General features: G+C 71.2%; 15 protein-coding genes. 3 read left to right on the top strand and 12 right to left on the bottom strand.

Going from position 1 to position 21,371, the window contains the following annotated elements; genetic code table 11:
- Nucleotides 1–244: 244 nt before the first annotated feature.
- From AC6EXY_RS17540 to AC6EXY_RS17490, 11 genes are all read right to left on the bottom strand, one after another.
- Nucleotides 245–1,936, bottom strand: a complete 1,692-nt coding sequence (locus AC6EXY_RS17540) for a hypothetical protein (RefSeq protein WP_499818324.1) — start codon at nt 1,934–1,936, stop codon at nt 245–247.
- Between the two features lie 27 nt (nt 1,937–1,963).
- A complete protein-coding gene (locus tag AC6EXY_RS17535) occupies nt 1,964–2,476 on the bottom strand; it encodes a DNA-binding protein (RefSeq protein WP_243407783.1) in 513 nt (170 codons plus the stop codon).
- 94 nt (nt 2,477–2,570) lie between these two features.
- On the bottom strand, nt 2,571–4,217 hold the full coding sequence (locus tag AC6EXY_RS17530) for a hypothetical protein (RefSeq protein WP_101833160.1): 1,647 nt from the start codon (nt 4,215–4,217) through the stop codon (nt 2,571–2,573).
- Nucleotides 4,214–4,582 (bottom strand): hypothetical protein, encoded by a 369-nt coding sequence (locus tag AC6EXY_RS17525; RefSeq protein ID WP_101833159.1) that lies wholly within the window; start codon nt 4,580–4,582, stop codon nt 4,214–4,216. Before AC6EXY_RS17525 ends, AC6EXY_RS17530 begins: the two co-directional genes overlap by 4 nt.
- The gene (locus AC6EXY_RS17520; protein ID WP_499818325.1) at nt 4,579–5,499 is read right to left on the bottom strand and encodes a hypothetical protein; all 921 of its coding nucleotides are present in this window, start codon (nt 5,497–5,499) and stop codon (nt 4,579–4,581) included. Before AC6EXY_RS17520 ends, AC6EXY_RS17525 begins: the two co-directional genes overlap by 4 nt.
- The gene (locus AC6EXY_RS17515; RefSeq protein WP_499818326.1) at nt 5,496–7,007 is read right to left on the bottom strand and encodes a hypothetical protein; all 1,512 of its coding nucleotides are present in this window, start codon (nt 7,005–7,007) and stop codon (nt 5,496–5,498) included. The genes AC6EXY_RS17520 and AC6EXY_RS17515 overlap by 4 nt, the downstream gene beginning before the upstream one ends.
- Nucleotides 7,004–8,026, bottom strand: coding sequence for a hypothetical protein (locus AC6EXY_RS17510; RefSeq protein ID WP_499818327.1), 1,023 nt, complete (start codon nt 8,024–8,026; stop codon nt 7,004–7,006). Before AC6EXY_RS17510 ends, AC6EXY_RS17515 begins: the two co-directional genes overlap by 4 nt.
- A 254-nt stretch (nt 8,027–8,280) precedes the next feature.
- Complete coding sequence (locus tag AC6EXY_RS17505) at nt 8,281–10,296, bottom strand: type IV secretory system conjugative DNA transfer family protein (protein WP_499818328.1); 2,016 nt, start codon at nt 10,294–10,296, stop codon at nt 8,281–8,283.
- Nucleotides 10,293–10,961, bottom strand: a complete 669-nt coding sequence (locus AC6EXY_RS17500; protein ID WP_499818329.1) for a hypothetical protein — start codon at nt 10,959–10,961, stop codon at nt 10,293–10,295. Before AC6EXY_RS17500 ends, AC6EXY_RS17505 begins: the two co-directional genes overlap by 4 nt.
- A gap of 398 nt (nt 10,962–11,359) precedes the next feature.
- Nucleotides 11,360–12,643 carry a hypothetical protein gene (locus AC6EXY_RS17495; RefSeq protein ID WP_499818330.1) on the bottom strand — a complete coding sequence of 428 codons (1,284 nt, stop codon included), beginning with the start codon at nt 12,641–12,643 and terminating at the stop codon, nt 11,360–11,362.
- Nucleotides 12,644–12,844: 201 nt separating this feature from the next.
- Nucleotides 12,845–15,202 carry an N-6 DNA methylase gene (locus AC6EXY_RS17490; RefSeq protein ID WP_499818331.1) on the bottom strand — a complete coding sequence of 786 codons (2,358 nt, stop codon included), beginning with the start codon at nt 15,200–15,202 and terminating at the stop codon, nt 12,845–12,847.
- 547 nt (nt 15,203–15,749) lie between these two features.
- Here AC6EXY_RS17490 and AC6EXY_RS17485 point away from each other — a divergent pair.
- The 3 genes from AC6EXY_RS17485 to AC6EXY_RS17475 all read left to right on the top strand — a co-directional run bounded on the left by AC6EXY_RS17485 (nt 15,750) and on the right by AC6EXY_RS17475 (nt 20,483).
- Nucleotides 15,750–18,203, top strand: a complete 2,454-nt coding sequence (locus tag AC6EXY_RS17485; protein WP_499842368.1) for a TOTE conflict system archaeo-eukaryotic primase domain-containing protein — start codon at nt 15,750–15,752, stop codon at nt 18,201–18,203.
- Nucleotides 18,204–18,280: 77 nt separating this feature from the next.
- On the top strand, nt 18,281–19,126 hold the full coding sequence (locus AC6EXY_RS17480) for an NYN domain-containing protein (RefSeq protein WP_499818333.1): 846 nt from the start codon (nt 18,281–18,283) through the stop codon (nt 19,124–19,126).
- A gap of 109 nt (nt 19,127–19,235) precedes the next feature.
- The gene (locus AC6EXY_RS17475) at nt 19,236–20,483 is read left to right on the top strand and encodes a toprim domain-containing protein (protein WP_499818334.1); all 1,248 of its coding nucleotides are present in this window, start codon (nt 19,236–19,238) and stop codon (nt 20,481–20,483) included.
- Here the strand turns inward: AC6EXY_RS17475 and AC6EXY_RS17470 are convergent.
- A complete protein-coding gene (locus tag AC6EXY_RS17470; protein ID WP_499818335.1) occupies nt 20,390–21,115 on the bottom strand; it encodes an FxLYD domain-containing protein in 726 nt (241 codons plus the stop codon). The genes AC6EXY_RS17475 and AC6EXY_RS17470 overlap by 94 nt on opposite strands.
- Nucleotides 21,116–21,371: the final 256 nt, after the last annotated feature.

Genomic DNA, 21,371 nt, shown 5'->3' with positions numbered 1-21,371 from the left:
ATTTCTCCCGCCTGGACGGACAGTAGTCGGACAACTTCCACTCTCCGGCTGGTTCGCCGGACTTTCTCTTAAACGCGCGCGACGGAACATTCCCGCAATTCACGTAAAATAACATTGAAAATGCTCATTATAGTACAGACCGATCTGTACGTTTCCGACCGGCCCTAGGTACGCTGCGCAGTGCTTTCGATCACGACGGCCATGTGCACCGATCAGTTGGCTCCCCCGGGATGCTCCAGCCCCATCAGGGTTCGAGAGCGGGTGGTCCTGCTGTGGCGTCAGGTGGCCGGTGGCTCGGGACGGGCTGCTCTGGAGTGGACGAGAGGCCGGGCCCGCTGCCAGTATCGATCTTGAGTGAGTCGGGGGCGTAGATGGTGGTGAGGGCGGCGAGGGTGATGAGGGTTTCGGTGCCGTCGAGGGTGATCCAGGGGTGGTCGGAGAGGATGCGGCGCAGGGTGTGTGGGGATTGGGTGACGGCGGCGGAGAGGGCGGCGGCGTTGACGTGGAGGGTGCCGTGGCGGGGGTCATGGAGGTGAAGGGTGCCGTCAGCGGTGTCGGTGAGCGTGGGGGTGCGCCAGGCTGGGCCTGCTGCTGTGGCGGCGTCGGCTGCGGGGTCGGTGCGGTGGAGGCCGGGTAGTTCGTCGACGGCCTCCGGTAGGTGGCGCTGGATGAGGTACTGGGCGCGGTCGTGGTGGGGGTAGGTGCCGGGGAGGCGGAGGAGTTGGGTGATGGTGGCTGCGCCGTCGCGGGTGGCGGTGCGGTAGGCGTCGGTGAGCCAGGTCTGTTCGTGGTCGCTGATCGGGTCGCCTCCGCCGAGGGTGCCGGTGGGGTTGAGGAGGGCCCGGTGGGTGGCGAGGTTCTGGGCGGCGAGGCCGCTGCGTTCGGCGATTTCGGGCAGGAGGAGGGCGGCGCGGCGTATGCCGTCGAGGGCGTGGCGTAGGTCGTGGTGGGTGGGGGTCGGGGTGAGGCGGGTGGTGCCGGAGAGGGAGCGTCCGAGGGTGCGGACGAGGTCGGGGAGCTGGTGGCCGTCGATGCCGCGGGAGGTGGTCTGGCCGAGGGCGGTGCGGATGGTGCGCCAGGTGCGGGCGGTCTGCGCGGCCTGTTCGCCGGCGCGGTCGAGGCGGGCGCGGGTGGGGCCGCGGGTGAGGGTGGCGGCGCGGCGGGTGAGGGTGTGGGTGCGGTCGCTGATGCCGAGTGCGAGGTGGCTGAGGGCGAGGAGGGCCTGGTGGCTGATGAGGGCGTCGGGTTGGCTGAGCTGGTGGAGCAGTCGGCGTAGGTGGTGGATGGTGCGTTCGAGCGGGGGTGCGGCGGGGTCGCCGAGGAGCGGGCCGAGCAGGTCGAGTGTGTGGTCGCCGGTGCGGTCGAGGTGTTCGCGGGACATGCGGATGGGGCTGGCCAGCGCGGCGAGCCGGGTGAGGATCTGGGCGGCGGGGATGACGGCGGGGGCGTTCGTCTGGAACGGGGCGAGTAGGGGTGGGATGGCGCGGGCGCCGAGGGCGGCGGCGAGGGTGATGTCGGTGAGTCGGGTCATGGCGCCGCGGACGGCGACGGGGTCGCCGAGGAGGACGGCGTCGAGGCTTTGGTGGGCTCCGTGGCGGTCGATGTGGGAGGCGAGCAGGTCGTGGGCGGCGCCGAGGGTGTCGGCGGCGCGGTGCCAGGGGGTGCGGCCGGGGGTGGGCTGGGCGTAGAGCTGGTCGGCGATCAGTGTGGTGGTGACGAGGCGGTTGACGAAGGGCGTGAGGCGGCCTCGGCCGCCGAAGGGGGCGTCGAGGAGTTTGCTGTGGCGGCCGGCGGTGGCGAACAGGCGGCCGATGCCGTCGGCGTGGTCGAGGATGTCGCTCAGGCGGGCGCTGGGTCGTGGTGGGCGGGTGGCGGCTGCGGTGGCGATGCGGGCTGTTTCGTTGGTGAGGGTGCCGTAGGTGAGCGGTTCACGCATCGCTCGGCGCTGTCGAGGTGTGCCGGGTCATCGCCGTGCTCGGCCGGGCGGTAGGCGGTCCGGTGGGCGGATCTCCGTCGGTGGGGCGGGCTGCCGCCGGTTCTGGGACGGCGGCGGGGTTTCCGTGGCGGCATTGAGGCCGAGGGCGTCGAGCAGGTCGATGGTGCGGACGCGGTAGAGGCGGCCGTAGCGGCGGACCGGGCAGGGGAACTCGTCGGCGCGGACCAGGTCGTAGGCGAGGGTGCGGCCGATGGTGAACAGCTTCGCCGCGCTGGGGAGGTCGACGACGGGTGGCAGGCGTTGGAGCCGTGCGGTGTGCCAGGCGGCCCAGGCGGGTCGGTCGAGGCCGAGGGTGTCGAGGATGTCGGCGGTCCGCACGCGGTAGAGGCGGCCGTAGCGGCGGATCGGGCAGGGGAACTCCCCTGTCTGGGCGAGTTCGTAGGCGAGGGTGCGGCCGATGCCGAAGAACGGCGCCGTGGAGGGCAGGTCGTGGACGAGGGGCAGGCGTCGGAGGCTGTCGGGGGAAGCCGTCGGGTTCATGGATCTTCTTCCGGAGGGGTGATGTTCGTACGGGACATCGCCAGCGGGCCTGAGGGCGGCCGGCTGCGCTCGGTCGACTGGTCGGCCGTGGTGATCAGAGGGCTGGCGGTGCCGGCCCTGGCCAGGGCCGCAGTTCGAGCGGCGTGATGTCCACCGCTGCCCGAGGTGGTGTCCGCCGGATGTCGTCGACCGGCGCCGACTCCGGACGATCCAGGGGCGCCGCAGAGCTGACCTGCGGCGAGGGCGGAGTCGGGTGGGGGCCTGCTCGTGGTGTGGCGGGGAGGCGGAGCCGCTCGGGGTCGACGACGAGTGCTCGGCGGAGCACGCGGTCGGGGAAGCGGACGAGGAAGGCGACGGCGCGACTGGGGTGCGGGGTTATAGGCCAGCCGGCGAATTGGGCGTGGGCTTCGCGGGAGGCTTCACCGAGGAGCTGCCGTACCTGCGTGGCGTCGGCGGCGGCCGGGTCCCAGCGGAAGGTCCGGGCGTCGAGGTCGACGTCCGAGGGGGCGACGCGGTGCAGCGCGTCCGCGAGGGCGGTGCCGTCGCCGTGCGCGAGGCGGGTGCGGACCTCGTCGGTCATCGCGGCGGGGAGGGCGCGTTCGACGACTTCGCGGTGGTGGCGTTCGTCGGGGGTTCCCAGCAGCCATCCGTTGCGGTCGCAGATCGCTTTCAAGGCCGTGTCGGTGAGGTCGACGGGGTGGGCTGGGGGTGGGAAACGGCGGCCGAGTTCGCGCAGGTCGGCGAGGCGTAGGTTCCCGGGTCCGCGCAGGGCGAGCTGTGCGGCGAGGGTGGGGTGCGAGGTGTGCAGGACGCCGAGGGCGAGTAGGACGGCGTCGCTGCCGCCGCGTCCGGCGCCGGCGCGGGCGAGCCAGCGGCGGCCTTCGGTGGCGGTGCGGACGGTGGCGTCCAGGTCGCCGAGGGCGTGCCGGATGCCGTGCCAGCCGAGGAGGTCGGTGCGCTCGGGCTGGAGGGCGGCGTCGGGTCCGTGGACCGTCGCGGGCATGGTGAGGATCGCCTCGACGGGGATCCCGTGGCGCAGCGCGTTCGCGACCATCCAGAGGCGGGGAAGGTCGGGGTCCGAGAACGCTGCGATGTCGCGCAGGTGGGCGCGGGCGAGATAGGTGTCGAGCGCCAGCGGGAGGTTCGCCCGGGACAGGGCGTCCAGGCTGGGTCTTCCGCGGGCGTCGGCGGCCCGCCGCCCGGTGCGAGGGCTGTCGCTGGTGGCGCCCAGGCCGCGGGCGATGAGGGTGCCCACGCCGTGCGCGACCCCGAGAAGCGTGCTGGGATCCAGATGGTGGTCGTGGGCTATGCGGTGGATGGCCGCGAGCTGCGCGCGGGCCGGCTGCCCCCGTGTCGCCGCCGCGGTCTCGTGAAGTAAGGCGAGGAGCGCCGCGGGCGGCGCGGTCGGTCGCAGCGGGGTCGGGCGTGGGAGGCGGCGCAGCTCGTTGATGATGTCGGTGGCGCGGCGGCGGACGTCCCGCTGGCGGGTGAGCGCCGGCGGGGTGTGCGCAGGCCACATGCTCGCCACCTGGCCGAGACCAAGGGTGCGGTCGTGGACCGTACTGGCGCCAACGCGGCGGGGTCTGGTGCCTGTCCACGGCGACCGGGCGCGGGCGAGGTCCCGCTGCCCGCGCGGGCCACCCTGACGGTCGAAGAAACCGTGGTCACGCCGCCCGAACTCGGTGCTGTCGGCGTCACGCGAGACGGCTCGGCCCGGCGGTGGAGTGTCGTCGCCGCTCATGAGCTGTCCGGAGTGCCGGGTGACTGGGTGGCCGCGCGGTCACGAGCGAGTCGGTGGGCGCGGATCCACGCGGCGGCGGCCAGCTCCCTGGGTTCCGGTTCGGCGCCGCTGTGCACGAGGAGCCAGCCGTCCGCCAGCTCACGTACCTCGAAGACCACGCCGGCGGTCCGCAGCGCCACGACTCCGCGGTGCGCGAGCCAGGCAAGAAGCCGGGAGGCTGCTTGTGCCCTCGCAAGATGGCGTTCGACCGCCCACGCGGCCACGACGATCATCGGGTCGGGATCGCCGTCAAGCTGCACGGGGACGCGCAGAACGATGGGGCGGGCGAGGACGCTGACGTCCCAGGCGGGCTCGGGGGTGGTCATGGTGGTCCGTCCAGGTCAGGTCCGGTGGGCGGCGGAGCGGCCGCCGACGGCGCTGGCGGTGGCGGCGCGGCCGGCGAGGGGGCTGACGGTGAGGGGGCTGGCGATGGTGGGCGCGGCGGCGCGGACGTGTGGATGGTGGGTAGGTCGGGCAGGTGCAGGGCGGCGAGTGCCGCGAGGGTGGCGGGGGGTTCGTTGCCGTCGACGCCGAGGTTCAGCGGCCGCAGGGCGCGCAGCAGGTCGTCGGTACGGAGGGTCAGCGCGGCGGCCAGGTCGTCGGAGTCGACGTGGAGCCAGCCATAACGGGGATCGCTGACGGTCGCGGTATCGCCGTGCCAGGTCACCGACACCGATGCGGGCGGCTGGGCGGGTTCCCGCCAGGCGTGGTCCCTCCCGGGGTGGGTGTCGAGCCTGCCCGCCGGGCCGCGGTTGGCCGCGGCATTCTCCGCTCCCTGGGACCAGACCTGGGCGGCGAGGGCGTGCTGGGCGGCGGCGTAGGCGGCGGGCAGGGTGGGGTGCGGGCCGTGCAGGACCAGCGCTCCGCGTTCGACCGCGTGCAGGTACCCCCACCAGTCGACGACGTGGACGGCGGACGGCGGTGACACGTTCGGCTCGGCGGCCGGCGCGGGTTCGACGGTGAGCTGAGGTCGGGTGACCGCTCGGAATCCGACGACGTCGCCGAGGTCGATGATCTGTGGAAGCTGAACCCCGCGGCCGTGCGGCCCGCGCTCCCAGTACACGAACGCCCATCCGTTCGCCGCGGTCGGTTCGGGCCAGAAGGTGGCCACGTGGACCGCGGCGCCGGGTGGGGGCGTCATCGGCATGTCGAGGAGCAGCCCGCTGGGGTGCAGGCGAGCCACCTTGAGTCGCGGCCCGGCAAGATCGGCCGTCCGGGACCTGGCCGGAGGGGGTGTGCTCACAGATCCAGGTCCCCCCACGAGTCGAAGTCCGGCGTGTCGGGAAGCTCGGGAAGGCTCGGAGGCGGCGGCTCCGCGGTGCCGAACGGATCCAGGGCGGGGAGATGGCCGGGGAGTCCGTCTGCTGGGACGACGTCGACGGCGGCGGACGGCGTGTCGGGATCGAGGAGCCGGTCGGGAGAGTGCAGCTCCTGGCGGACGAGAGCCGCCGGGACCATGCGTCCGCTGTAGGGCATCATGGCGATCTCACGGAGCGTGACGAGAATCTCGCCGGGGACCAGCGCGACGCCCGCCGCCGCACGCGCTTCGAGCAGCCGGTCGACGGTCGGCCAGGCGGTGCCGCTCAGCGGAATCACGTCGTCGACGTCAAGCCGGTAGGAGGCTCCGCGGTTGTTGTCGGGCTCGACGTCGTAGACGAGCAGTCCATCGTCGTCGACCGCGCGCAGGACCCGGCCACGGTCGAAGCGGGGATCGTCGACGGAGGCGACGGTCGCACCGAAGGTGAGGACGACTGGCCCGCCCTGGCCCTCGATCGCGGTGTCCTTCGCCGCCAACGTGTCCCGCACCCGCGTGCCCTCGGCGTACCGCAGGTAGTCGGGATTGCGGTATCCGGGATGGCCGGGCAGGTCGGCGACGTCCGGGCGCCACAGGTAGCCCGTCGTCCGGCCGTTCCGCACGACCGGGCCGCGGACAACTCCCGTCGCGGCCATCCCACCCTGGAGGTCGACGCGGACCCGGCTGCCCGGCGAATACGGCGGGGCCAGGCCGAGGGTCCGCAGCGCCAGGCGTTCCCGCTGGACGTCCAGGAAGCTCTGCTGCACGTACGTCAGGTCGCGGGGATCGCGCGGGCGATCGAGAGCCTGGCGGATCACCTCACGGACAGCGTCGTCCGACCCGCCAGCCAGCTCCGACGGGATCGTGACGTCGTCGCCGGCGAAGACAACCCTGTCCCCCAGGCAGATCCGGTAGGTGAGCTGTAGCGGTTCAGAGTCGAGGACCGGATTGTCGCGGTACGCGCCGACGATCTCGACCATGTAAGGCTCGTGCTGCCAGGAACGCAGGGGCCGGTCGGAGTGCATCCTCCGGCCATAGGTGGTCTGAAATCCGCCGGCGTTCACCCAGCTGGCCCGCCATGGCTGGTCCGCCGGGTCGAGACCGACGTCCACCAGCAGCTGGCCCTGGGCGGCCCGCCAGCCGCCGTCCGGCCAGGGCAGCACCAGATCATCGCGGGGCTGGCCATGGTGCAGCAGTCCTTCGACCGTCGCCGGGAGCCGGAACCCGAGCGTCTGCTCGAGGTCCCACACGGTGCGGCGGACCGCGGTGACCACCAGGTCAGCCGATGCGTTGTCGGCGTTCCAGCGGACCAGCTGCGCGGTCACGGAGCCGGCACCGTCGGCTTCCCTGGTGGGGAGGAACCGCCACCAGCCACTGGGCACCGTGATCCGCACCGGCGCGCGGTCGGCGGCGAACGCCCGGTAGGCGCGCGGGTCCTCGGAGTCGCGGCTGCTCACCCGCCCACCTCCGGCACGCCAGGGCCAAGATCCGCAATGGGCAGCGACGACCCGGACGGCAGGGGACCCGACGGAGAGGCGAGCGGCTCGTCGGGGTGCGCGCCGAGGACGGGTGGCGCAGGCAGCAGGCTGGCGCGCACGGCCAACGCGGGACTCACGAATCCGCCACGCACGTTTCCGCCGGGGCCGCCGTGGCCGCCCAGAGGCCAGGCGGCGTCAGGTATCCACTGGTAGGACCGTGCCGTCCCGTCGCTGCCCGGGACCGCGAAGGCGACCGTGCCGGTGAGCAGCCGCCCGTCGGGCAGCAGCACCTCGACCCGCTCGCCCGCTCGGAACGGCCCCGGGTTCTCCGCGACCAGGCTGAGCAGCTCGTCGCGGCGGCGAAGAACAGTCTCCTGACCTGTATTCAGGGGCAGGTCGTCGTCGGGGCTGGTCAGCATCGCGATCAGCCCACGGATCGTGTTGCTGCTGCGCACTTCAAGGTCTGCGGGCACCTCGATGTCGTCGCCGGCCGCCAACACCTGGCCGTTCAGCGACAACCGGTAGACCAGCTCCCGCCGGCCGTCGCGCACCACCTCGCCGGCCGCGACGACGTCCAACCGGAAGACGCTGGAGGGATCCTCGAGACCGCCCTGCTCCCACCGCAGCAGCACGTCCGACCGTGCCAGCGACGCTGCGTAGGTACACGGCGGTGCCCCGGGCACGCGAACCAGATCCGACGCCCGCGGTGCCCGGGACTCGTCGATGCTCGGTCGATCCGCCCCTCGCGCCGCGACCAGGACATCGCCGACCATCACCCCCAGCGGCATGGTGACGGTCTGCGCGCGCAGCGCCCGATGCACGTCCTCGCCGAACGGGACGCCGAGCGCCGCTTCCAGCTCCCAGCTCGACGCGGCCGTGACCGTGTACGCCGCGATGTCGAACAGCGCACGGTTCGGCTCGGTCGGCCGGTGCACGGCCACGCACAGCCGGGTCGCCGGGTCCAGGCCGATCAGCCACTCCCCCGACGGCGTCCCCACCCCGACAACCCGCCGGCGGCCATCACGATCTCGACCATGCCCCTGGTCGCCACTGAGGTGGCTGTCACCGTGCGGGTCGCTCGCCGCCCGGGGCACGTCGAACCGCGTCCGGGGGAGCGTGGAGGTTCGCGCCGGATGCGCGAGACCGGCACGGTGAACTACGGCAGTGGACATCCAGCGGCGCGTCCAGAACCCGGTCTCCGGCGACCCAAGCACTGGCTTCGCAGGCCGCGAGGCGGTCGCGATGACGGCGATCATCCACCGGCTCCGCGCCGGTCATGCCAGCGTCGCCACGCCCGGCTCATCGTTGCGGCCAGCGTCGAATGGCTCTGCGGATACAGGGCCCACGGGCGGCGGACGTCGCCCTGGTCCTGCCATGGGTCCGGCTCGCCGTTGGCCAGCGCGCGCAGGGCCGGGTCGCGGAACCAGTACCGTCCGTGCAGGTGGATCGGTGGCAGGGTGTTGTGGAGCAGCAGCGCCTGGCCGGGCAGGACTTGGCGCAGCAGGTGCGCGGGGAGCAGCTCCAGTCTGGTGGGCGCGTCGTTGATGCCCTGCCGTCCGCCGCCCGGCGCGTTGTCGCTGGACACGCTGCGCGCGACGATGTGTTCCTGCCCGAGCAGGGAGGCGGCGTAGTCCAGCGTTGACTTGTCCGACAGCCCGGAGAAGAAGACCTTCGTGACCGCGTTCGACACGACCACGTCGGCCTTGTTGCCGTAGGCGGCGTCGATCTGCGACTTCGACTGGTAGACGAGCATCAGCTGAATGCCCATGCCCGCGCAGGTGGAGATACGGCCGGGCAGGTTCTTCATCGGCCAGTTCCCCGCCTCGTCGATCACGACGAGCAGCGGCGGATCCAGCGGACGGTCCGTCGCCCCGACCCGGGCGTACACCGACCGGATCAGATCATCGATCAGGCCTCCGAGCACCGGCGCCAACCGCTCGGCGCCGTCGAGGTCCGCACAGAGGTAGACGGTGTTCGCGCGTCGCTGATGGGGGTCCGCGAGCAGGTCAGGTTCGTCGACAGGGTCGTCTCCGATGGTGGGGATCGGGGTGTCGGGCTGTTCGTCGAGCAGCCAGTCCAGGTCGATGTCGGAACCGTCCGCGGAGCGGCGCACCGACGGCTCCTGCCACGGGCGGACCATCTGACGGGCCACCAGGAAGATCGACGAGATCTGCTTCGGGTCCGTCTTCCACACCGCGGTCAACCCGGCCAGCACCTGCTCGCCGTCCGCCCTGATCATCGGGTCCGCGTGGCGGGCGAACGCCTGCGCGAAGCGCATCACGCCGTCGCGATCCATGCCCGTCACCCAGCCGACCACCGCGCCCATGCCGAGCCCGGCCGTGGCCGCCACCCAGAACAGCAGCCCGAGCAGGTCCTCCCCCGCGGCCGTCCAGAAGCTCATGTCCGACCCGGACGACGTCCAGTCGGTACCGTTCGCGAGCGACCGGGCCGCCAGCCGCGCCCCCGCCAGGTCCACGGACTCCGCCAGCGGCGACCACGACGCCGCCACCTGTCCGGTGATCCCGGTCGGGTCGAAGACCCGCACCTCACCCAACGCCCGCCGCCGGCGGATGGTCGCGGCCAGCAGATCGTTCTTCACCGACAGGGCGATCAGCGGCCCCTCCCACTCCAGGATCGCCGGCACCGCCAGCGCCGCCGTCTTCCCGCACCGCGACGGGCCGATGACCAGCACCGCACCCCGATCCCCACGACGCCGGACGACCGCGCGCCGTAGCAGCCGCGGCACCGACTCATCCACCGGAAGGGATGCGTCCTCGGTCGCGAGCAGCCTGGTGACCGGGCCGTAGCGGGCCCGGCCGAGGATCACCCGGCCACGCGTCGGCCGGCGGACCCACATCGACGCGCTCTCCCACAGCCGGGCGAACCGCGCCTCCGGATCCAGCCCCATCCGCCGCCGCCGCGCCACCCCGACCTCGCCCTGCAGCAGCAGATACAGCACGGCGCTGACCAGCAGCGCCCCGGCCACCGGCAGCGCGGTCCCGAACCAGTAGCCGGTGGGTCCCGGCAGCACCCACCGCTCATCCGCGGGCCAGGCCAGCGCCGGATCGTCGGAGTGCAGGACCAGTAGCGGTATCGCCAGGATCGTCGCACCCGGGCCGACCGACATCGGCGCGTGCGCCCCGAACAACAACGCCGCGACCTGCGCGCCCGCCCACACCCCGCCGACCAGCGGCGCGACCATGGCAACCAGGACCAGCGCCTTGGGATTGGCCAGCCAACTGCCATCCCACTCGCTCGGCGGAGTCACGACGCCCCGCTTCCGGAGTCGGTCTCCCGGACGACGACGTCCAGACGGGACAGCTCGGGGAGAAGAGCGGCGCGCAGCGCGCGCACCGCCGCGTTCCGGCGCAGCCGCACCGCGCGATCACTGATCCCCGCGCGTGTCGCGACCTGCGTCTGGGTCAGGCCGACCAGCGCCAGGTCCGCCAGCAACCGCAGCTGGGCCGGGTCCACCCCGCTGGCGACGCCCTCGGCGAGGACGTCGAGCAGCTCGGCGCTCGCGCCCCGGCGAAACGAGCCGACGGCCGGTCGTCCGTCCAGCTCAACCGGCGTGTCCGGCAGCAGGTCCCAGCAAACCGTGGCCCGCTCGATCCGCGGCCGGTATCCGAACACCCGGTAGACGGCGTCCAACACCACGTTCACGGCGATCTTGCGTGGCCGGCGGTCCAACGGAAACGAGCAGATCACCAACCACGCGGCCCCCACCAGCTCGGTCAACACCTCACCGAACCCCGTGGTCTCCCCCGCCGGTCCGAGGTGCGTCGCGCCACGTGCCCGACGGGCCTTCGTCGCGGCCTGCACGGTCAACGCCGGCATCACCCGCTCCAGCACGACCCGCGCCGCCGCCCGGTCCCCCGCCCGGGCGAACGCGATCAGCGCCGCCAGCCGCCCATCCGCCACCGGCACGGCCACGGCCCGATCCCGACCGCACGCCGCCAGCACCTCAACGACCGACCCGCAGTGCCCCGCCAGAAGCGGATCACCCGACCAGCGACGAAGCCCCGCCGCCGCCTCCGGCCCGACCGACCAGCTCTCCCAATCCCGCTGCCAGCGCCGAAGCGCCACCGCCCGCGGCTCAAACCGCCCGCGACCAGCCTCCGAAGACCTGTGACTCGACATGGCACCCGACGGTCCGAACCCGCACCATCCACCACGTCATCGCCGCCGTCATCGCCCACGTCATCGCGACACCGTCCCCATCGGCGACGTCATCGGCTGTGTCCTGACTCGCAGCGCGTCCACGACACCCATGATCACCAGCACTCCGGTCGATCCGCAGATTCGCCCAGCCACAGCGACACACGATCGGACTACTGCCCGCGGGGGTCCTTAAGCGTGAGCAGCAGAATGGAGCCGTCAGGCGCGGCAGCATGGGCGCTGTCGTCTGAGCTTTTAGCAGAGGGCGAGTAGCTGCCTGCGTGTTGCTCTTCGGCGAACTCGGCCTGCGCCTCGACGACGTGCTGGATCCGATCCGACCCAATCTGGCGAAATTCGCCCCGATCCGCTTCCATCCGATCCAACGTGATCATGGCTTCGTAGACGGACGCTCGGATCGCGTAGGTCACCCACAAAGTCCGAAGACCAAAGGGAACCGGGAAGCTGGTTCCCAGCGCGGAACCGTACGGGGTTTCGTATCGGACGGGCTCCCCGCCGGAACGCGGCTGGTCCCGCGTATCCCCTGGGGCCCAACGAGAGGCCAGGCCCGGGTCTCCGCAGAAGTCGGCGAGCGTCGACAGCGCGCCACGCAGCGACCGATCAAGGAGTTCCCCGAGAATCGGGTCGCCAGACCGGTAGATGCCCACGTCGACTCGCCCGTATGGATCTGCGAGCGTGCTCGGGTCAGCTACAGGTAGGCATTCGAGCGCCTTGTAAAGAACCTGATCGCTGGACGTGATGGTACTCACCGCCAGGCCAGTGCGGGCACAGCCGGCGACTGTGGCGGCGCCAAGCTGTTCCACGGCGGAGGCAAGCTGTTTGTCGGCGCGCTTGCCGTCGATCGTGCCCTTGCATTCGAGAACACGGACGTAGTGACACCCGAGAGACGGATCATATGCGTGGATCAGGTAGTCGGGACGCCGCGATCTGTTTCCTGCGCTCTTCGATTGGAGCTTGAGCAAGCAGGATTCAAGCGCTACATCGACATCGATGATGTTGATCGCGCCATGTGCGATGCCGGAGTGGCGGAGCCAGTGCCGGGCGAGGAGGACACCGAAGCCGATACCGAGATCCTCGGAGGCGACGCTACGCTGGCGGCCGACGATCGCCTGTCCAGCGGGGCTGACCCGCAACGCCTTCTGGCCCGATGCCTCCTCGCTTGAGGTCTCAAAGAAGCCGAGATAGCGCAGCAATCCCCACCACAGATACATGCCGAGGACGTCACGTCGGTAGCGAGGTCGGGTCGCGACCGCGAGCTGGAGCAGCGCATCGACGGGGCGTAGACGGGGCAGCGCTTCCGGATTGTCGAGTCCAGCTGCGGGGACGATGACAGCCGCGGTCCTGCCGGGATCTTTAATCCGCTCGACAAGCGCCTTGTCGCTCCGTCCCGGAAACTCGACTTCTGTGTTAGCAATCCGCAGAGCGTCGCCAAGATTCACGGCTCAATGATGACATCCGCGGTTTTCGTCCCCGCAACAGGATGCCCCGAGCATCGCAGTCTTGAGACGACCGACCCCGGGTCGACCTCCCCGAGTGGCCGCCGTCTCATCCCAGCGCCATCGCTCTGTGGGGAGTTCGCCCGGCGAGACGTCAGGGCGCAACCATGCGACCGCGCGGCGACCTGACGCGCGACTCGGCGGTCAGCTGGGATGGGTCGCGCCAAGGGGCAGTTGTAGGTCTCCGGCGAGGAGGTGGGGGGCGAGCAATTCCTGAAGGCGTGCGGTGACCTCGCCGATTTGGCGGTGAAGCGCGGTCACGTCGTCGCAGCTGGCGAGGGCGTCGACGATGGCCTGTTGGGTGTGGAGGGGCGGCAGGGGGATGGTGAGTCGGCGGAGGCTGTCGGCGCTGATCGCGCGCAGCGCGGCCCCGCTGCTGCGGCGGGTCAGTTCGTCCTGCACCGTGCGCTGCCCGAGGTAGTAGTGCAGGTAGTCGGCCCTCAGGTCGGCGCTGGGCCGCAGCCTCGTCAGGGAGGTTCCGAACGCCCATCCGTGCTGGCCGGGTCCCACGACAGCCCGGTATCCCAGGCCTTCGATCCGGCTGAAGACCAGGTCGCCCGGCTGCAGCAGGTACTGCGTCAACTGCTTCTGGGCCGTCTGCAGGTCGATCGTGTCGAGGCCGCTCGTCGCGATGCGGTGCGCCTTGATATCCGAGGGCCGCAGCAGCGGGACAGCGTCTTGCTGCTCGCTTCGGAGAAGCCGCTTGTTGCCGGACGGCCCAGTCTTCACCTCGCACACGTCTCCGAGCGGTAGTGACGGCCATCCGTCCGCTGTGGTAGAAGCTGGTGTCAGCCCCATGAGTATCTCGGCGAGCGCGAGGTCCGCGACCTGGGCGCGCCACTGGAGCTCGGTCAGCTCGTCGCGCAGCTCGCCGATCTTCAGTGTGATGTCCCCGCTGTCTGGCACGAGCAGCGGCAGAATCGGGAAGTGGACTTTGGGGTCCAGCCGGTCCTCGCGAGCCTTGATCTCATCCCGGGTCGCGGTAGTCGCCGTCCCGGCCTGCCCGTTGTAGCTGCCGGGTGGGTTCGCCATCCATTCGTGGTAGGCGCTGACGATCGTGGCGTGCTCGTCGTCGCTGAGCTGGGCCCGTCTGCGTTCGGCGGCCGGTCCGGTCCCCATGCGGCTGGCATCGATGAACAGCACCTCGTCGCGGCCAGGATTGCTGGGGCGGGCGAGTATCCAGAGGCTCACGCCCACCGTGGTCGCATGGAAGAGGTTTCTCGGTAGGTCGATCACGCAGCTGACCATCCCCCCGTCGATCATGCGGCTGCGGATGTCCCATTGCTGCCGTTGCCGGTGGTCCGTTCCGGATGCGGCGCTGTTGGGCATGAAGACGGCGGCGCGACCCCCGTCGTCGAGCAGTGACAGACAGTGCTGGAGCCAGGCGAAGTTGCCGTTGTGCCGTGGTGGCTGTCCGAACTCCCAGCGGGATGCCTCGACGGACTCTCCTCCCCAGCTCGACTGGTTGAAGGGCGGGTTCGTCAGGACGACGTCGAAAACCCGGCCTCCCGCCGAGCCGTGCCGCATGAGCGGGTTCTCCGGTCCTCCGCCGAGGTCGACAGAGATCCCGTGAATGCCGGCGATCAGCCGCGTCATCCGCCAGGAGTGGGTGCCCCGGGCCCGGCCGAGCAGGACGGGTCCGGGCTCGGCAGCATCGGTCTGCCCGCCACGGGCGCGCAGGCCCGCAGCAATCAGCAGCTCACCGGAGCCACAACAGGGATCGTAGATCCGGTCGCGTAGCTTTGGCGCGAGCAGGTCGGCGACCAGGTTCGTGATGGTCGGCGGGGTGACGAAATCGGTGTCGGTCCGGTCACGCTCCCCAGCGTCCTCCCCAAGTGCATACCGGCAGATGGCCGGTGCGATCTCCACACCCGTGACCCCGCCTCGGTGCAGCCTGCCGATGGCCTGTTCCAGCGACCTGACCGTGGGCGCGATCGACCTGGCTGGCAGTTGGCCGCCGAGGACGTCATCGACGAGGTCGGCGAGGTCGCCGGTGCGGACCTGGTCGGCCCGCGTGACCGCGTCGAGGCGGGCCGGGGCTTCTCGTGCCGAGGCGCTGCGCAGCGGGGCCCAGTCCTGTGGGTTCACCTGACGCAGCCAGACCAGGGTCAACAGACGCTCCGCCCAGCTGCCGATGCTCGCGGTCTCCCAGATCGTTGACATCTGCTGCCGCAGCGGGGAGAGCAACCGCCCGGTATCCACGTCCCGAACAGGAACGCGTGCAGCACCAGGCGCCGGGGGGAGCCGGAACGACGCGCGGAAGCGGTCACCGAACGTGGAACCTGGCATTTCCTCCGGCCGCAGGCGCGGGCGGTCGATCGCGCGCGTGTCCAGCCAGGCCGCGACCTCGACCGCGGAGAACCGCAGCGGGCTGCTCCAACCCACCTGAGGCGGAAAACCGTCATGCCGCTGGCGCCAAGTGCTGACCGCCTGCACCGTCACCCCTGCTGCCCAGGCGATCTCATCGCGAGATACCAGCAGCTCACCGTGATCCGCGCTCATCGACCCTCACCACGCCGCGAGCGAAGCAGCCGCGCCAGTCGACGGGTGCGAGCGTCACTACCGACCACCCAGGTGAGAAATCCGACGACAGTCACGGCGACGAACACCAGCGCCACCGCGACAGCCAGCGACTGGCTCCACCCGATTCCCAACGCAGCTGGCGCCGACCGCAGCATCCGCCCATGTCCGGGCCCCTGTGCCACCCGCCCTCGCAGCGGCCACCGCGACCCCGGCGCCCCCGAACCCGTTGATCTCATACGGGCAACAGTCGCAGACCACGTTCGCGAGGTCCAGTGCGTAGCGTTCATACGCCAGAACTGTTTCCTCCACGACTCCCGTATCCGCCGACAGCGCCAACCTGTCCGAGCCAGTCTCGACGCCGCATCAAGGTGCGACCGGTAGATCCACGGCCGCGGCAGACGGCCCGTCGGCCGCTCCCACCCGACCGTGTCGGCCCGCCCGCTGGACCGAGCCATCGACCCGACGGCGGAGACTACCGAACGGGAGAACGATTCTGTCACGTCCCGTTGCCATAGGTGGATAGTTTGTGACCGTGGCTGGGGTTCCTGCGGAGGTCGCCGCTGAGCTGGCGCGGTTGCGGGTGGAGAACGCCCGCCTGCTGCGTCTGCTCCAGCTCACGCCGCAGCAGGCCGCGCCGCCCGGCCCGGCGCAGGCCGGTCTGTTCGAGGCGCCGCCGGGGCCGGTGCACAACCAGTCTCCGCCGGCGGCGAAGGTGGCGTTCTTCGGGGCGTTGTTCGCCGCCCGCACCGACGTGTACGCGATCCGGTTCGACAACTCGCGCACCGGCCGATCGGGCTGGGTCCCCGCGGTGCGGGGAGGATGGCGCAAAGGCGTCCGGCATGAGGACCGTGACTACCTCCCCCTCACCGCGGACGTTCTGGCCGCCCACCTGACAGGAGAGGTGCACGTCGGCCTGTATCCGCTGCTCGACGGCGACCGGTGCGCGTGGCTCGCGGCGGACTTCGACGGCACGGAGGCGATGTTCGACGCGCTGATGTACGTCAAGGCCGGCCGCGCGGCCGGCATGCCCGTCGCGTTGGAGGTCTCCCGTTCCGGCACCGGCGCGCACGCCTGGGTGTTCTTCACCTCGCCGGTTCCCGCGGAGGCCGCCCGCCGCCTCGGCACCGGGTTGCTGCGCGAGGCGATGGCGCTCCGCGGCCGGCTGAGCCTGGCCAGCTACGACCGGTTGTTTCCCTCCCAGGACCTGCTTCCCGCCGGCGGCATGGGCAACCTGATCGCCGCACCGCTGTTCAAACCGGCCCGGCGCAACGGCGCAACCGTCTTCCTCGACCTCGCCACCCTCGAACCCCACCCCGACCAGTGGGCCTACCTGTCCACCCTCGGCCGCGTCACGCCCCAGGAACTCCGGCGGGCCATCGACCGCACCGGCAAGGTCGCCGTGGCCGGCGAGGTGACCACACTCGTCTCCCCCACCTCGACCGCGACCCGGCCCGCCGCCGCCCGCGTCCTGCACGCCCGGCTCGGCGCCGGCATCCGGATCGAACAGTCCGAACTCACCCCAGGACTGGCCGCGACCCTGCGGCACGCCGCCTGCCTGCACAACCCCCTGTTCCACGAACGGCAGCGGATGCGCGGCTCCACCTACGGCATCCCCCGGTTCCTGCACAACCACGACGAAACCACAGACGGCGCCCTCATCCTGCCCCGCGGCATGCTCCCCACCGTCACCTCGCTGACCGAGCAGGCCGGCAGCCAGCTGGACCTCACCGACGAACGCGCGGCCGGCACCACCCACGACTTCACCTGCACCGCCACGCTCACCGCCGCCCAGCACGACGCCGTCGCCGACCTGGTCGCACACGACCTCGGCGTCCTCGTCGCACCTCCGGGGTCCGGCAAGACCGTGATCGCCTGCGCGGTCATCGCCGCCCACCAGACATCCACGCTGATCCTCGTCGACCGCAAGACGCTCGCCGACCAGTGGCGAACCCGCATCGCCGAGTTCCTCGAGACGAAGGCCGGTCAGCTCGGCGGCGGCCGCAGCAAACTACGCGGAAGCATCGACATCGTCACCCTGCAGACCCTCGCCCGCCGTCAGGACATCGCCGAGCTCACCGCCGGCTACGGCCTCGTCGTCGCCGACGAATGCCACCACATACCAGCGGCCGCCTTCACCCACGCCGTCAAACAGATCCCCGCCCGCCGCTGGCTCGGCCTGACCGCCACCCCCTACCGGCGCGACAAACTCGACGACCTCATCAGCCTGCACCTCGGCCCCGTCCGCCACACCATGAGCGGCCCACGCACGGCAGGCGACGGAATCCCCACACTGCCGGGCACCGCCCCCGACCGCCGACCCGAACCGGTACTCCGCGTCCATCCCACCGGCTACCACTACACCGGCGACGCCGACCCGTCCGCCCCAGGCGGAATGACCCGGATCTACCGCGACCTGATCGCGGACGACCAGCGCACCCGCCAGATCATCGCCGACGTCACCACCGCGCTCGGCCAGGGCCGCCACTGCCTGGTCCTCACCACCTGGACCGCCCACCTCACGGCACTCGCCGACGCGCTGCGCGACCAAGGCCACGACCCGGTCGTGCTCCGCGGCGGCATGGGCGCGACAGACCGCGCCGCTGCGCTCGCCCGGCTCCAGCCACAGCCCGGCGGACCACCCCTGCTCGTCGTGGCCACCGGCCCCTATGCCGGCGAGGGGTTCGACTGCCCCGCGCTGGACACCCTCTTCCTCGCCGCCCCTGTGTCCTTCAAAGGACGCCTCGTCCAGTACGCCGGCCGCATCCTGCGGTCCCATGACGGCAAGACCACCGCCGAGGTGCACGACTACCACGACGAACTCACCGCCGTGCTCGCCGCCTCACTCGCCAGACGCGCTCCCGGCTACACCAGCCTCGGCTTTCCCGACCCCAGGCGCCTCCCCCACACCCCCAGCGCGCGCCTGCCCGCCCAATCGATCAGTCCGATCGTCGGACAGCAACAACCAACCACGGGATCCTGATAGCAGCCAGACGCACACCGTGACAGCCATGGGAGAGCTGGCCAGGCCAGCGCACCACCCACGGGGATGAGGTCGCCGTGACGCAGCCTTTCGACCCGGCCGCCCAGGTCGGGGACAACACCAGCCCAGGACGCGTCGCCGGTTCTCCTCCCCCGTCCCAGGTCGCGCTGTTCGTGGACTTCGAGAACCTGGTCCTCGGCGCCGGCCGCGGACTACCCGGGCACGCCGCGGACCCAGTCCCCACCGCTGCCCTGACCTGGCTGTGCCGCGGCTACGGCAACGCCTCGATCCGCCGCGCCTACGCCGACTGGGGCCAGTACCAGTTCGGCCGTTACCAGGAGGCTCTCGCGACCAACGGCGTCGACCTCGTCCAGATCGCCCGCTTCGGCGCCGCCCACAAGAACGCTGCCGACGTCCGCATGGCCGTCGACGCCATGGAAACCCTCATCACCCACCCCGCCGTCGCCGTCTTCGTCCTCGTCACCGGCGACAGCGACTTCTCTCCTCTCGTCCACCGGCTCCGCGAGTTCGGCAAGCACGTCGTCGGCGTCGGCACCGAAGCCAACACCAGCTCCCGCCTGGTCGCCGTCTGCTCCGAATACAAGTTCTGGGGCACCCTCGTCGCCGACGTCGACCCCACCGCCCGCGCCGCCGTCGAAGCCGTCTTCGACATCACCACCGCCGAACAGCTCCTCATCCGCGCGTTCGACAGCATCCCCACCGACACGCCCACCGCCGGCACCGTGAAGAACAAGATGCTCACGCTCGACCCCGCCTTCGACGAACGGAACTACGGATGTCGCCGCTTCCGCGACTTCCTCGCCCGCCTCCCCCACCGCGTCCGCACCGTCGGCCAGTCCGGCGCCGACATCACCATCCAACTCACCGAGGCCCCCACCCCCACCAGCCCTGCCCGAGCGTGACGTGAGCCGCCGGAAGATCCAGAAGTGATTTCTGCTCCGCCTTCCGGACGCGGCCGTGCCTGTTCACACAACTCCGGTAACCCCTTCTGCTCCATAAGGAGGCAGCGAGGTGACGACAGTCGACCGTGAGGCCGTTCTCGACCGCACCGACCTCGCCGCCCTCGCCACCGAGATCTGCGGCGAGCCGCAGGGCCTGGGCCGCAGTGCACGCTGGCACTGCCCGAACCCTGCCCATCCCGATGAACACCCCTCCATGGGCATCTACCAGGGATTCCAGGGCCGTTGGCGGTGGAAATGCCACGCCTGTGGAGAAGGCGGCACCGCCGTCGACCTACTTACCTCGGGCGCCGGCATGACTGTGCGCGAGGCGCTCCTGGACCTCGCTGACCGGGCCGGTATCATCCCCCGCCAGCCGCCCATCAGATCACCCATGCGGCCAGCAATCCCACCTGCGCCCACGCCGCTCGTCCCACCGCCGCCTCCCGCCCGGCCGAGCCCCGCGGTCAACGAGCTGGTCAGCGCCGCGGCCGATCTCCTCTGGCAACCGGTCGCCGCCGGCGCGCGCCGCTACCTGCACGGACGCGGCTTCGCCGACGAGCTCCTCATCGCCAACCGAATCGGCTTCGACCCCGGGCCCCGCCAGCTCCCCCGCCCTAACGGGCTGCCCCACGCAGGGCCCGGCATCGTCTTCCCGGTCCTCCACCCAGAAGACCACCGGCCGGTCTACTACCAGATCCGCTACCTGCGTCCTGGTCAGCGCCGCTATGACCAGCCCTCCCAGGGCCTCGCCCCCAACCCGAAACTCGCCCACCTGTTCACCGCCGGCCCGGCCGTGCCAGGGATGACGATCGTCTGCGAAGGATTCCCCGACGCTCTCACCGCCGCCCACTGCGGATTCGCCACCGTCGCACTCCTCGGCACCGCCCACGCGAGCGCCACAGGCGCCCCCTCCCTCGTGAGCCGTCTCATCGAGGAACGCCCCGAGTCCGCGTTCGTCGTCTGCTTCGACGACGACACGACCCTGAACCCGGACAAGCTGCCCGCCGGGCAGAACGCCGCCATCCACCTCGCCGACGCACTCGCGCACCACGGGCAGATCGTTCTCAACATCCAGACCCCCGCCGGGATCAAGGACCTCAACGCCTGGTGGCAGCAGAACCCCGACGCCGTCCGCGCCGCCTTCCGCAGCTTTCCCGCGCTTCTCGGACGGCCGGCCCTCGCCCCTCAGGGAGCCGGGCCCCGGCCTGCCAGGCCGTCGCTGGACTATCCAGACGCGCCGGAGAGCGTTGGGAAGGCCTCGCATCGCGCCGGCTCCCCCGACACGATCAGCCCATCGCTCGCGAATCCGACCGTCTGACCAGGGCCTATGGCGTCGACGTAATGTTCGCCGCCCCCGATGATCGCACCCGCCGCGTTGAAGCAGGCGATGCTGACATACACCTGGTGCACCGGCTGCTGGTAGTGGCTCACCACCTCACCCAGCACCTTCGCCGAATGGCTCGCGACGCTGCCCTGGAGATGTACACCGACCGCGGCGAAGGTGGAGTTCGGATGCGTGTCCTTCTCCGCCAGGTTCTCCAACGGGTTCACCGTCGCCACGACCTTGCCGATCTGCGACCCCGCGGGAACCTCGACCTGCGTGCCCACGACCATGCGGGTACCGGTACGCATGATCGGCGCGGACGTGCTCGACTGCCCGATCACCGAACCCGCCGGATCGTAGACAGCGAACGACGCCGTCAGCGCCGTGACCATCGGCGTTCCATTGGTGACCACGGTCGCCGCCCAGACGTAGTCCGGCAGACCCATGCTGGCGTCCGACCGCGAGACCCCGAACCCGGTCTCCCCGGAGACGAGCTTGCCGCTCGACGCCGCCGCCGTCGACCCCGCACCGCCCTCCGCCTGGCCCGGCGGCAGACTGGCCGCGCCGCCGCTGCCACTGCCGCAACCGCCGATCAGTGCCGCCACCACCACGCACACCATTGGCATGGTCCAACCCCTGCGCATCGCCACGCTCCCCCCAGCGTTGATCGAGGCCAGATCCTCGCACAGGCATCGATGACCCTCTTCGCCTGGTCATGATCGTCGACGGCAATCCACCGAGACCCGGCTCGAGAACCCTGTACGCATCTCCGTGCGCTCTTGCGGGCCTCGTAGTGAATCAACATTCTGAACAAAGACATCGAGGCGTCGAAGAGCGCGAACTGCCGCCGGGGAGGCTCGCCTGCAAAGCGGGCCCCACGCG

The organism is Frankia sp. RB5, from assembly GCF_059816245.1.
Note: the sequence above shows the minus strand (reverse complement) of the source record. Positions and strands in the feature narration are given on the sequence as shown.

Excerpts from the sequence above, each read along its gene's own strand:
- AC6EXY_RS17470 (WP_499818335.1), bottom strand. The coding sequence starts at position 21,115 with ATGCCAATGGTGTGCGTGGTGGTGGCGGCACTGATCGGCGGTTGCGGC.
- AC6EXY_RS17540 (WP_499818324.1), bottom strand. The coding sequence starts at position 1,936 with ATGCGTGAACCGCTCACCTACGGCACCCTCACCAACGAAACAGCCCGC.
- AC6EXY_RS17490 (WP_499818331.1), bottom strand. The coding sequence starts at position 15,202 with ATGAGCGCGGATCACGGTGAGCTGCTGGTATCTCGCGATGAGATCGCC.
- AC6EXY_RS17535 (WP_243407783.1), bottom strand. The coding sequence starts at position 2,476 with ATGAACCCGACGGCTTCCCCCGACAGCCTCCGACGCCTGCCCCTCGTC.
- AC6EXY_RS17530 (WP_101833160.1), bottom strand. The coding sequence starts at position 4,217 with ATGAGCGGCGACGACACTCCACCGCCGGGCCGAGCCGTCTCGCGTGAC.
- AC6EXY_RS17525 (WP_101833159.1), bottom strand. The coding sequence starts at position 4,582 with ATGACCACCCCCGAGCCCGCCTGGGACGTCAGCGTCCTCGCCCGCCCC.